Origin of the sequence: Pseudarthrobacter sp. NIBRBAC000502772, assembly GCF_006517235.1 — a bacterium.
Classification (GTDB): Bacteria; Actinomycetota; Actinomycetes; order Actinomycetales; family Micrococcaceae; genus Arthrobacter.
This window is the reverse complement of record NZ_CP041188.1, coordinates 2,131,297-2,144,297: the sequence shown is the minus strand read 5'-3', so window position 1 is coordinate 2,144,297 and position 13,001 is coordinate 2,131,297. Positions and strand designations below refer to the sequence as shown.

5 protein-coding genes and 3 rRNA genes are annotated in these 13,001 nt (G+C 60.3%); 1 reads left to right on the top strand and 7 read right to left on the bottom strand.

What is annotated here, in order from left to right; all coding sequences use genetic code 11:
- Positions 1 to 6: 6 nt before the first annotated feature.
- The 5 genes from NIBR502772_RS09965 to NIBR502772_RS09945 all read right to left on the bottom strand — a co-directional run bounded on the left by NIBR502772_RS09965 (position 7) and on the right by NIBR502772_RS09945 (position 8,814).
- The gene (locus NIBR502772_RS09965; protein ID WP_141140064.1) at positions 7 to 996 is read right to left on the bottom strand and encodes an HAD-IIA family hydrolase; all 990 of its coding nucleotides are present in this window, start codon (positions 994 to 996) and stop codon (positions 7 to 9) included.
- 6 nt (positions 997 to 1,002) lie between these two features.
- On the bottom strand, positions 1,003 to 2,979 hold the full coding sequence (locus tag NIBR502772_RS09960; RefSeq protein ID WP_246848753.1) for a hypothetical protein: 1,977 nt from the start codon (positions 2,977 to 2,979) through the stop codon (positions 1,003 to 1,005).
- A 343-nt stretch (positions 2,980 to 3,322) separates the two neighbouring features.
- Positions 3,323 to 3,439 (bottom strand): 5S ribosomal RNA (gene rrf / locus NIBR502772_RS09955).
- Positions 3,440 to 3,677: 238 nt separating this feature from the next.
- Positions 3,678 to 6,811, bottom strand: a 23S ribosomal RNA gene (locus NIBR502772_RS09950).
- A gap of 479 nt (positions 6,812 to 7,290) precedes the next feature.
- Positions 7,291 to 8,814: ribosomal RNA gene (locus NIBR502772_RS09945) — 16S ribosomal RNA — on the bottom strand.
- Together the 16S, 23S and 5S rRNA genes form the textbook arrangement of a ribosomal RNA operon.
- A gap of 217 nt (positions 8,815 to 9,031) precedes the next feature.
- Here NIBR502772_RS09945 and NIBR502772_RS09940 point away from each other — a divergent pair.
- Positions 9,032 to 9,298 (top strand): hypothetical protein, encoded by a 267-nt coding sequence (locus NIBR502772_RS09940; protein WP_141140063.1) that lies wholly within the window; start codon positions 9,032 to 9,034, stop codon positions 9,296 to 9,298.
- Between the two features lie 17 nt (positions 9,299 to 9,315).
- Here NIBR502772_RS09940 and tyrS read toward each other — a convergent pair whose 3' ends face one another.
- The gene (gene tyrS / locus NIBR502772_RS09935; RefSeq protein WP_141140062.1) at positions 9,316 to 10,629 is read right to left on the bottom strand and encodes a tyrosine--tRNA ligase; all 1,314 of its coding nucleotides are present in this window, start codon (positions 10,627 to 10,629) and stop codon (positions 9,316 to 9,318) included.
- Between the two features lie 79 nt (positions 10,630 to 10,708).
- Positions 10,709 to 12,937, bottom strand: coding sequence for an AAA family ATPase (locus tag NIBR502772_RS09930; RefSeq protein WP_141140061.1), 2,229 nt, complete (start codon positions 12,935 to 12,937; stop codon positions 10,709 to 10,711).
- Positions 12,938 to 13,001 lie beyond the last annotated feature (64 nt).

Here is a 13,001-nt window from a genome sequence, read left to right as displayed (position 1 = left end):
ACCAGTCTAATGATTGCGCCACTCGAGTTTGGGTTCCGTGGGCAGTGCGGCGTCGGGGACCGCAGTCCACCAGGCTGCGCAGGCGGCCCGCCAGGAATCCAGGTCGCGCTCGCTGCCGCTGACGTGGATAGTGTCACCGCTGACCCGCGCAGTGGAGGCCCCGCAGCGGTGCGTTCCGTCAGTGTGGTCCAGCGCCGGGTAGGGGCGGTGGAGGTCGCTGAGGGAATTGATGATGTAGTCCGGGCGTTCCGCAGTGCGTGCGGCCAGGATGGTAGCTGTGGTGTCGACGCCGGTCAGCACTGCCACAGTGGCAAACCCGGCGTTGTTGCCGCCGAGGATGTCGGTGTCCAGACGGTCGCCCACCACCAGCGGGCGGTCAGCGGCGAGCCGTTTGGCGGCTGCATGGAAGAGCGGAGCCTCCGGCTTGCCGGCAACCCGCGGCGTCTGTCCGGTGGCGGCGGCTACAGCTGCCACCAGGGTGCCGTTGCCCGGGGCTATGCCGCGCGCCTGCGGAATGGACATATCGGTGTTGGTTGCGATCCACAGTGCTCCGGCCGACACGACGTACGCCGCCTCTGCAAGATCTTTCCAGCCGATCCCGGGATTGAATCCCTGGACCACGGCCACCGGATCCTCGTCCTGGCTGTAGACAGGCGTCAGTCCCACCAGTTCGATTTCCTGCGCCAGAGCGGGGCTGCCGGTGATCAGCACCCGCGCTCCGGGGGCGACGAGTGACGCCAGGAGTTCGGCCGCGGCCTGCGAGGAACTGACCACCTGGTCGTCGTCTGCCGGTGCACCCAATTCACGGAGATGCGCCGCTACCTGCGCCGGGCTGCGGGAGGCATTGTTGGTGACATACCCCAGGCCAATGCCCAAACCCTCCAGTTGCTGCAGCGAGTCCACGGCGCCTGGGATGGCGTGCTGCCCGGCATAGACCACGCCGTCCAGGTCCGCCAACAGGGCGTCGAACAGGGAAATCAGTGGAACTTCAGTCATAGCGGGCTAGCTGTCCCGTCCGTCAGAGTGGCCATCAGTGGCGTTGCTGCTGCCGTCTGCTTCGCTGTGCGCTTCTTCATCGCGCACTTCTTCGCCGTGCTCGGTTTCATTGTGCTCGGCGTCGCCGGCTTCCAGCTCATCTGCTTCGAGGGAATCCTCGTCGGACTCGGCGTCATCGGACTCGAAAAAATCCGATTCCACGTCGTCGATGTCTGCATCCACGGCGGCGGCCTCAACGGCAGTCTTGTCCGCGGCTGCTTCGGTCCGGGCAGCAGGCGTGGAGGCAGCAGCTTCGGGGCCTGCGGCAGCGCGCTCCAGCAGACGCCGGCGCTGGGCTTCTTCCCGGGCTTCCTCTTCCTCGTCCCAGCCGAGGTCCACGATGTCGGGTTCCTCATCGACGCCGAGGCCCAGGGCATTTTCAGCCACAACTGCCTGCTTCTGCCATTTTGCCGCCTCATCTTCGCGGCCAACGGCCGACAGGGCGTTTGCGTACGCCCGGAACAGCCGCGGGCTGTAGGAGAACGCCCGGTTAATATCCAGCTGGGCAATTTCCAGTTCTGCTACGGCAGCGTCCAGCTGTCCGAGGTCAGCCCGTGCACCGGCCGCAACGATGGCCAGTTCGACTTTGCCGGGGGCGTCAAGGTCTTTGGCTTCCTCGGAACGTACAACGTCGAGGGCGCGGTCAGGCCGGCCGAGTCCGCGTTCGCAGTCCGCCATCACAGGCAGGTGGACGTTTGAACCGCTGATGCGGCGGTAGGTCCGGAATTCGCGCAGTGCTTCGCCGTAGTGTCCCGCCGCATAAGCAGTAAGTCCGACGGCTTCACGGACGGCAGCCAGCCGGCCACCACGCCGGCTCGCGGCGAGGGCATGCTGGAAAGCCAGCTCGGGCTCTTCGTCGATCAGGCGTCCGGCCATTACCAGGTGGCGGGCAACCCACTCGGCGCTCTTGTCTTCCAGTGTCTTGATCTGGTGCTGCGTAGCGCGGTCAAGCTCCTTGCCCGTGACATCCTCATCGATTTCCGGGGAACGTTCGCGGTCCGGGCGGTTGGCGCTGCGAAGATCACGCGCGTTGGGTACACGGACCGGGCGGTCTTCCGCACGGTCCCTGCCGAACTGGCGGGGGCCGGAATCACCACGGTCAAAGCTGCGGGGGCCACGGTCCTGGCGGTCACCGAACGGCTTGCGGTTGTCGCCGCCGGAGAACCCACGACGGTCACCGTCACCTTCGCGGCGCGGACGGTCACCATAAGGCTTGTTGTCACGGTCACCGTAAGGTTTGCGTTCGCCGCCGCCGCTGAAAGGCTTTCGCTCTCCACCGCCAAAGCTGCGACGCTCGCCGTCACCTTCGCGGCGCGGACGGTCACCAAAAGGCTTGTTGTCACGGTCACCGTAAGGCTTCCGCTCTCCACCGCCGCCGCCTGTGAACGGTTTCCGGTCCCCGCCGCCGCTGAAAGGCTTTCGCTCTCCACCACCGAAGGTCCGACGCTCGCCGTCACCTTCGCGGCGCGGACGGTCACCAAAAGGCTTGTTGTCACGGTCACCGTAAGGCTTCCGCTCTCCACCGCCGCCGCCTGTGAACGGTTTCCGGTCCCCGCCGCCGCTGAAAGGCTTTCGCTCTCCACCACCGAAGGTCCGACGCTCGCCATCACCTTCACGGCGCGGACGGTCACCAAAAGGCTTGTTGTCACGGTCACCGTAAGGCTTCCGCTCTCCACCGCCGCCGCCTGTGAACGGTTTCCGGTCCCCGCCGCCGCTGAAAGGCTTTCGCTCTCCACCACCGAAGGTCCGACGCTCGCCGTCACCTTCACGACGCGGACGATCACCAAAAGGCTTACGTTCGCCGGAACCAGGCGCGCGCTTCGGAGCCTCCGGGTTACGGTCTTCGCGGGAACGGAATCCGCGCGGGTCGCCGCCAGAATTGTTGTTGCCGCGGAAAGGACCGCGGTCGTTGCCGCCGCGGTTGCCGCCGTTGTGCTCAGCCATGGGGATTCCTCCTGTTATGAGCCGACCACTGGCGCAATCGCAGCCGCTCGTTCCGTGTTTCGTTATCCTACGCAACCCGAAATCAAGCGCTTCGAAGTCCGTACATCTCAGTCAATTCTAGGCGAGACACCACCAACAGATGACATGGATCCGTCTCCAGACCGCCGTCGTGGGAATGTTCACAGTCCCAGGCTGACGCTCTCGCAGTTTCTGCGGGTTTCCGGCGGACGCTCCCGCAGTGGTCTGTGCCCGGGGTGCGGGTTCGGGGGTGTTTGTGGTGTGGTGGTTAAAGTGGGAGAGCCCCCCAACCTGGTGGTTGGGGGGCTCTCGACCTGTAATGATGTTCCGGCGGTGACCTACTCTCCCACACCCTCCCGGGTGCAGTACCATCGGCGCTGTGGGTCTTAGCTTCCGGGTTCGGAATGGGACCGGGCGTTTCCCCCACGCTATGACCGCCGTAACCCTTCTACCCGGCCTCCACGGTTTTGGGCGTGGGGGTGGGAAATCTGTGGTTACAACATGCTCCTGCCGGTTAAGGCAGGTGTGGTGTTGTTATTGTGTTGTGTTTTTTGTTCCCTGGGCAACAAGCCCGTGTTGGGTTTGTTGTTTGGGAACCACATAGTGGACGCAAGCAGTCTTGTTTTCTTTTTACCACCCCGTGGTTGCAAACGCTTTTGAACCGTTTGCGGGGGTGGTGTGTGGTGTAAGTTATCGGCCTATTAGTACCGGTCAGCTTCACGAGTCGTTAGTCCTCGCTTCCACATCCGGCCTATCAACCCAGTGGTCTGGCTGGGGGCCTCTCACACACAAGGTGTATGGAAATCTCATCTCGAAGCGAGCTTCCCGCTTAGATGCTTTCAGCGGTTATCCCATCCGAACGTAGCTAATCAGCGGTGCACTTGGCAGTACAACTGACACACCAGAGGTTCGTCCGTCCCGGTCCTCTCGTACTAAGGACAGCCCTTCTCAAATTTCCTGCGCGCGCAGCGGATAGGGACCGAACTGTCTCACGACGTTCTAAACCCAGCTCGCGTACCGCTTTAATGGGCGAACAGCCCAACCCTTGGGACCTACTCCAGCCCCAGGATGCGACGAGCCGACATCGAGGTGCCAAACCATGCCGTCGATATGGACTCTTGGGCAAGATCAGCCTGTTATCCCCGAGGTACCTTTTATCCGTTGAGCGACGGCCATTCCACAATGTACCGCCGGATCACTAGTCCCGACTTTCGTCCCTGCTCGAGATGTCTCTCTCACAGTCAAGCTCCCTTGTGCACTTACACTCGACACCTGATTGCCAACCAGGCTGAGGGAACCTTTGGGCGCCTCCGTTACTTTTTAGGAGGCAACCGCCCCAGTTAAACTACCCATCAGGCACTGTCCCTGACCCGGATTACGGGCCGAAGTTAGATGTCCAAAGTGACCAGAGTGGTATTTCAACGATGACTCCACCCGAACTGGCGTCCGGGCTTCAACGTCTCCCACCTATCCTACACAAGCCACTCCGAACACCAATACCAAACTATAGTAAAGGTCTCGGGGTCTTTCCGTCCTGCTGCGCGTAACGAGCATCTTTACTCGTACTGCAATTTCGCCGAGTTTATGGTTGAGACAGCGGGGAAGTCGTTACTCCATTCGTGCAGGTCGGAACTTACCCGACAAGGAATTTCGCTACCTTAGGATGGTTATAGTTACCACCGCCGTTTACTGGGGCTTGAATTCTCAGCTTCGCCGTAAGGCTAACCGGTCCTCTTAACCTTCCAGCACCGGGCAGGAGTCAGTCCGTATACATCGTCTTGCGACTTCGCACGGACCTGTGTTTTTAGTAAACAGTCGCTTCCCCCTGGTCTCTGCGGCCCCGATCCCCTCCCACCAGCAAGTGGTGTTCAAGGTTGGGGCCCCCCTTCTCCCGAAGTTACGGGGGCATTTTGCCGAGTTCCTTAACCATAATTCTCTCGATCGCCTTAGTATTCTCTACCTGATCACCTGTGTCGGTTTGGGGTACGGGCGGCTAAAACCTCGCGTCGATGCTTTTCTCGGCAGCATAGGATCACCAAATCCCCCCGTGAGGGGGTCCCATCAGATCTCAGGCATCATGAACGGCGGATTTGCCTACCGTTCGCCCTACATCCTTAGACCGGGACAACCATCGCCCGGCTTGGCTACCTTCCTGCGTCACACCTGTTAATACGCTTGCCTCCCAGGATCAGGTCCCGCGCTCCACCAAAACCCTTCCACCACAAGGGCGGTCAGGCAGGTTTCGGGCGGTTAGTATCCCCTGTTCAACATGGACGGTTTTTCGCCGGTACGGGAATATCAACCCGTTGTCCATCGACTACGCCTGTCGGCCTCGCCTTAGGTCCCGACTTACCCAGGGCAGATTAGCTTGACCCTGGAACCCTTGATCATTCGGCGGACGGGTTTCTCACCCGTCTTTCGCTACTCATGCCTGCATTCTCACTCGTGTAGGCTCCACCGCTGGTTTACACCGCGACTTCACTGCCCACACGACGCTCCCCTACCACTCCAGACGCCTGAACCAACCCACAAGGGGCGGCTTAGCTAATATCTGAAATCCACAACTTCGGCGGTGTACTTGAGCCCCGCTACATTGTCGGCGCGGAATCACTTGACCAGTGAGCTATTACGCACTCTTTTAAGGATGGCTGCTTCTAAGCCAACCTCCTGGTTGTCTTCGCAACTCCACATCCTTTCCCACTTAGCACACGCTTAGGGGCCTTAGTTGGTGGTCTGGGCTGTTTCCCTCTCGACTATGAAGCTTATCCCCCACAGTCTCACTGCTGCGCTCTCACTTACCGGCATTCGGAGTTTGGCTGACGTCAGTAACCTTGTAGGGCCCATTAGCCATCCAGTAGCTCTACCTCCAGCAAGAAACACGCAACGCTGCACCTAAATGCATTTCGGGGAGAACCAGCTATCACGAAGTTTGATTGGCCTTTCACCCCTACCCACAGCTCATCCCCTCCATTTTCAACTGAAGTGGGTTCGGTCCTCCACGACGTCTTACCGTCGCTTCAACCTGGCCATGGGTAGATCACTTCGCTTCGGGTCTAGATCACGCCACTGCAACGCCCTATTCAGACTCGCTTTCGCTACGGCTTCCCCACACGGGTTAACCTCGCGACGTAACACTAACTCGCAGGCTCATTCTTCAAAAGGCACGCCGTCACAACTACAAGGCTGCTCCGACGGATTGTAAGCACACGGTTTCAGGTACTGTTTCACTCCCCTCCCGGGGTACTTTTCACCTTTCCCTCACGGTACTGGTCCGCTATCGGTCATTAGGGAGTATTTAGGCTTATCAGGTGGTCCTGACAGATTCACACGGGATTTCTCGGGCCCCGTGCTACTTGGGATACTCTCCAGGCGGCACAAAACATTTCGGTTACGGGGCTCACACCCTCTCTGGCCGGCCTTTCAAGACCGTTCACCTATGCCTGCACATCACACCTCACCAGTCCGGCAGAACTGGTATGGAAAGTCCCACAACCCCGACCATGCAACGCCCGCCGGCTATCACACATGGAACGGTTTAGCCTGATCCGCGTTCGCTCGCCACTACTGACGGAATCACTATTGTTTTCTCTTCCTGCGGGTACTGAGATGTTTCACTTCCCCGCGTTCCCTCCACGCACCCTATGTGTTCAGATGCGGGTCACCAGGCAGCTCGCGCCCCTGGCGGGGTTTCCCCATTCGGACACCCTGGGATCACAGTCCGGTTATCGACTCCCCCAGGCTTATCGCAGATTCCTACGTCCTTCTTCGGCTCCTAATGCCAAGGCATCCACCGTGTGCTCTTAAAAACTTGACCACAAAAGATCAAAAACGCTAATTTTCGAGAGAACCATGAAAACCACCCACACCCAAAAGAGTGCAGACAGATCCAGGTTCATAATTCTTGGAAATTGCTTCTTATAAAAGATGCTCGCGTCCACTATGTAGTTCTCAAACAACAACCCCAAACCACACACCCCACACACAAAAAGTGCGCGCTCGATGCAGCCAGGAAACCAGAAACAAACAAGTACCGGGAAAACCCGGCCCTGTTGCCTCAGGACCCAACAGTGTGCCAAACACTAAACCACCCACCCCCAACCCACACCGATCCAGGAGAAGCTTCCGAGGAAACCATCCGTACTGGGCGAGGAAAGAAACAAGCGGCCGCTATTCATTGATATTCCACCCTTGAGCACCCGCCGCAGAACAATCGTCTGCGCAACGGGCATATACTCCTGACAACCCCACCACACGGACATTGCATCCGGCAGGGTGGTTGTAGGTGCTCCTTAGAAAGGAGGTGATCCAGCCGCACCTTCCGGTACGGCTACCTTGTTACGACTTAGTCCCAATCGCCAGTCCCACCTTCGACAGCTCCCTCCCACAAGGGGTTAGGCCACCGGCTTCGGGTGTTACCAACTTTCGTGACTTGACGGGCGGTGTGTACAAGGCCCGGGAACGTATTCACCGCAGCGTTGCTGATCTGCGATTACTAGCGACTCCGACTTCATGGGGTCGAGTTGCAGACCCCAATCCGAACTGAGACCGGCTTTTTGGGATTAGCTCCACCTCACAGTATCGCAACCCTTTGTACCGGCCATTGTAGCATGCGTGAAGCCCAAGACATAAGGGGCATGATGATTTGACGTCGTCCCCACCTTCCTCCGAGTTGACCCCGGCAGTCTCCTATGAGTCCCCGCCATAACGCGCTGGCAACATAGAACGAGGGTTGCGCTCGTTGCGGGACTTAACCCAACATCTCACGACACGAGCTGACGACAACCATGCACCACCTGTAAACCGACCGCAAGCGGGGCACCTGTTTCCAGGCATTTCCGGTTCATGTCAAGCCTTGGTAAGGTTCTTCGCGTTGCATCGAATTAATCCGCATGCTCCGCCGCTTGTGCGGGCCCCCGTCAATTCCTTTGAGTTTTAGCCTTGCGGCCGTACTCCCCAGGCGGGGCACTTAATGCGTTAGCTACGGCGCGGAAAACGTGGAATGTCCCCCACACCTAGTGCCCAACGTTTACGGCATGGACTACCAGGGTATCTAATCCTGTTCGCTCCCCATGCTTTCGCTCCTCAGCGTCAGTTAATGCCCAGAGACCTGCCTTCGCCATCGGTGTTCCTCCTGATATCTGCGCATTTCACCGCTACACCAGGAATTCCAGTCTCCCCTACATCACTCTAGTCTGCCCGTACCCACCGCAGATCCGGAGTTGAGCCCCGGACTTTCACGGCAGACGCGACAAACCGCCTACGAGCTCTTTACGCCCAATAATTCCGGATAACGCTTGCGCCCTACGTATTACCGCGGCTGCTGGCACGTAGTTAGCCGGCGCTTCTTCTGCAGGTACCGTCACTTTCGCTTCTTCCCTACTGAAAGAGGTTTACAACCCGAAGGCCGTCATCCCTCACGCGGCGTCGCTGCATCAGGCTTTCGCCCATTGTGCAATATTCCCCACTGCTGCCTCCCGTAGGAGTCTGGGCCGTGTCTCAGTCCCAGTGTGGCCGGTCACCCTCTCAGGCCGGCTACCCGTCGTCGCCTTGGTGAGCCATTACCTCACCAACAAGCTGATAGGCCGCGAGTCCATCCAAAACCACAATAAAGCTTTCCACCCCCCACCATGCGATGAGGAGTCATATCCGGTATTAGACCCAGTTTCCCAGGCTTATCCCAGAGTTAAGGGCAGGTTACTCACGTGTTACTCACCCGTTCGCCACTAATCCCCCAGCAAGCTGGGATCATCGTTCGACTTGCATGTGTTAAGCACGCCGCCAGCGTTCATCCTGAGCCAGGATCAAACTCTCCGTTGAAGTAAAACAGACACAACCACCAACCCCGGAAATAACAGGATAAAATGGCTGCACAAAATTTGAAACCAGCTGTAAAAACCAGACCACACCACGGGGTGGCATAATCCAGTCAATTCAACCAATTCAATACAATAAATTGGTATCAACAAACTTGGCACACTATTGAGTTCTCAAACAACAGACACATTCGAATAATTCCCGAAACAATTCATATTCAATGAATTCTTTTGTTTCGCTTTTCTTCGCTGCGATGTTTATAGCTTATTTCATTCTTATTCACTTTGCAAATCCCGGTTATTTTCCAGATATTCACTCTGTGGAACGAATCCGCCCATCAGAAATTGAAGCTTTTCATCATTTTCGTGCTTTGCACACGATGAATTGCTTCTCTTGTGAAGGGGGTTTGTCACCACTCAACGGTGGCGACTCAGAAGACAATACACGCTCCCCCGCGGCCGTGCAAATCGGCTGCGGAGGAGCGTGAATTGGGGTCTGGGAAGGCTAAGGAACCAGCACTTCGACAGTCGCCAGGTTCTTCTTGCCGCGGCGCAGGAGCAGGTACTGACCATGCAGCAGCTCCGACTCGGAGATGACAGCTTCCGGGTCGGACACCTTCTCGTTGTTTACATAGGCGCCGCCTTCGCCGACAGTTCGCCGTGCCGCGGACTTGCTCTCCGACAGGCCGGATGCCACCAGCAGGTCAATGATCCCGAGGCCATCCACCTGGATGCGGGCGGACGGAAGCTCCGATGTGGCCGCTTCAAGCGTGGGCCGGTCCAGGGCGGACAGGTCACCGTTGCCAAAAAGTGCAGCGGACGCCGCGATGACTTTCTCCGTTGCCTCCACACCGTGGACCAGGGAAGTCACTTCGAACGCCAGCTTCCGCTGGCCTTCCCGTGCAAACGGACGCTCGGCCACGGCAGCTGCCAGGGTTTCGATCTCCGCGCGGCTCAGGAAAGTGAAGACCTTCAGCCGGTCCACCACGTCAGAGTCGGCGGTGTTCAGCCAGAACTGGTAGAAGGCGTACGGGCTGCACATGCCGGCGTCGAGCCAGATGGCGTTGCCTTCGCTCTTGCCGAACTTCGTGCCGTCCGAGTTGGTGATGAGCGGCGTACCCAGGGCGTGCACACTCTTGCCCTCAACCTTGCGGATGAGTTCAGTGCCGCTGGTGAGGTTGCCCCACTGGTCCGAACCGCCGGTCTGCAGCATGCAGCCGTAGTCACGGAACAGCTGGAGGTAGTCCATGCCCTGCAGGATCTGGTAGCTGAATTCCGTGTAGCTGATGCCCTCGTCCGAACTGAGGCGGGACGCAACAGCATCCTTGCGAAGCATGGTGCCGACCCTGTAGTGCTTTCCGATCTCGCGCAGGAAGTCAATGGCGCTCAACGGTGCGGTCCAGTCGAGGTTGTTGACCATGCGGGCGGCGCTGGGGCCATCGAAGCTGAGGAAGCGGCGGACCTGGGCCTGCAGGTAGCCCACCCATTCGTTAACGGTGTCCTTGGTGTTCAGTGTGCGTTCTGCGGTGGGCCGCGGATCGCCGATCAGTCCTGTGGATCCGCCCACCAGTCCCAGGGGCTTGTGCCCGGCGAGCTGCAGCCGGCGCATCACGAGGAGTTGAACCAGGTTGCCCAGGTGCAGGCTCGGCGCAGTGGGGTCGAATCCGCAGTAATAGGTGATCGGATCACCGGCGAGGAGCTTTTCCAGTTCCTCTTCATCGGTGGAGACGTGGACCAGGCCGCGCCACTTCAGCTCCTGCCAGATATTGGCGAAGGTGGGGTCGTTCTGCTGGGATTCGAGATCGTTGAGTTCTGACACGACTTCTAAGTTAGCAGGATCGGCGACGCCCGGCGCCGAAATGGACGGCGCCGGGCGTCAAGGGGCAAAGCGGACCGGTTCAGCCTTCAATGCCTGCCGGAATACCTTCCGCGGCGATCAGCCGGAGCCGCTGGGTGGGCCGGGTCATGGCGACGTACAGATCGCCCACCCGGCCATGCTCGCGGTTGAGCATGACGGACGGCTCAAGCACCACAACGCCGTCGAACTCCAGGCCCTTGGCCTCGCGCGGGCTGATGACCACGATGTCCTGTTCGTAGCTGCCCGCGCCGTTGCCGATGCGTCGGCCGTACACGGCACGAAGGGCTGACGTAGCAGCCGGCAGAAGGTCGCCGTCGGCAATCACGGCGAGGAGGCCGCCGTCGAGCGCTGCCAGTTCCTCGGGGAGCACCTCCACCAAACGGTTCACCACCTGTCCGCGGTCAACCTTGTCGATGACGGGGGCCCACCGTCCCTCGCGGACGGCCTTCGGCGCTGAAACCACCAGTCCGGCCGCGTTGGCCATGCGGGCGGCGGCCTCGGCGATCTGGGAGGGCGTCCGGTAGTTGACTGTCAGCTCCTCCAGCTGCCAGCGGTCACCGAACATGGGCGCCAGGGCCCCCTGCCAGGAGTTGGCGCCGGCGACTGAACTGGTCTGCGCGATGTCGCCCACGATGGTGAAGGATTTCAGCGGGCAGCGACGGACCAGCAGGCGCCATTGCATGGGCGAAAGCTCCTGCGCCTCATCCACCACGATGTGGCCGAACGCCCACGTGCGGTCGCTGGTGGCGCGCTCGGCGGCCGTCAGGCGGTTTTCGCGCTCCTGGTTCTGATCGGCGAGTTCCTCGGCGGAGATGAGGACATCGACACCCATGTCCCCCATGTTCACCAGTGTCTGCTTGGCGTTGGCAAGGTCCCGGGCGCGGTCGTGCTCCTGCTGTGCAAGGCCACGTCCCGCCGCCGGGTCCATTTCACCAAGGAGCTCCGCGGCCTCATCCAGCAGCGGGACGTCAGCCTCGGTCCAGGGCGCATCGGCGGGGCGCAGCAGCAGCGACCGCTCCCTAAGGGACAGGTTCGGTGTGCAGGCCGCCAGGACTGCGGGCTTGCTCAGAAGCTCGTTGATCAGCTTCTCCGGAGTCATCGGCATCCAGCACAGGTTCAGGACGATCCGGACGTCGCGGGCCGTGCGGACGTCTTCTGCCAGATACGAGCGGTCGGCATTGTTGCCGATGCTCCCGGCCTCCACGAGATCGGTCATCTGCTCGGTCAGTTCGCGGAGCAGAATTTTGATAAACGCCAGGCGCGCCTCGTTGTGCGGCTTGCCGGTGGACCGGGCACGTTCGCGCGCCCGGCTTACCTGCCGCCGCGTCAGCACCAGCTTGCGGCCGTCGACGTCCAGGACACGGTCCTCGGCGGGGATCCGCTGCCGGTTCGCGACCGCATTGGCCACAACCTTCACCATGTCCAGCCGCCCCTTGATGGCCGCGACCTCTGCCTCAGGTTCGGCAACCGCTTTGATCCCGGGCATCAGGCGACCCACGCTGGCCATCACCACGCCGGTCTCACCGAGCGAGGGAAGAACACGTTCGATGTACTTCATAAAGGACGACGACGGGCCCACCAGCAGCACGCCGGCAGTCTTCAGCCGCTCCCGGTGCGTGTAAAGCAGGTACGCGGCCCGGTGCAGTGCCACAGCAGTCTTACCGGTACCCGGACCACCCTGCACCACGAGGGCACCGGAAATGGAGGACCGGATGATGCGGTCCTGCTCGGACTGGATGGTGCCGACGATGTCGGACATCCGGCCCGTGCGCTTGGAATCCAGAGCCGCCAGCAATGCTCCTTCGCCCTGCAGCGAGGCGTCGTCCGCGAGCATGTCCGCATCAAGGACGTCGTCCTCGATGGCCTTGACTTCCCGGCCCTGCAGAATCAGGTGCCGCCGGCGGCGGACGCCCTGCCGGTCAAACGCCGTTGCCTGGTAGAAGTGGCCGGCTTCGGGCGCGCGCCAGTCCACCATGAGCCGCTGGAGGTCATCGGTGGTCAGGCCGATGCGCCCAATGTACTGGGCCTCACCGGAATCCAGGTCGAGGCGGCCGAAGACCAGACGGTCATCGACGGCGTCGAGCTGGGCGAGGCGGTCCTCGTAGAGCGCGGCGAAGGCGTCGCGTTCGGAGACATTCTGCATGGTACCCACGGCACCGGCCCGGCGGACCTGTGCCAACTGCTGGCGCTTTTCCGCGCGGAGCTCTTCCAGCCGCGCGTACAGGCCGGCAACATAGTTCCGTTCGTGGGCCAAATCGGCGTCGAGCATTTAAACGTTCCCCTATCGCAAAAGACAGACCGTCCATTCTACAACCATTTCGGTTAACGCGCCC

Coding starts and splice junctions, on each gene's coding strand:
- NIBR502772_RS09965 (WP_141140064.1), bottom strand. CDS start 996: ATGACTGAAGTTCCACTGATTTCCCTGTTCGACGCCCTGTTGGCGGAC.
- NIBR502772_RS09930 (WP_141140061.1), bottom strand. CDS start 12,937: ATGCTCGACGCCGATTTGGCCCACGAACGGAACTATGTTGCCGGCCTG.
- NIBR502772_RS09940 (WP_141140063.1), top strand. CDS start 9,032: ATGAATTCTTTTGTTTCGCTTTTCTTCGCTGCGATGTTTATAGCTTAT.
- NIBR502772_RS09960 (WP_246848753.1), bottom strand. CDS start 2,979: ATGGCTGAGCACAACGGCGGCAACCGCGGCGGCAACGACCGCGGTCCT.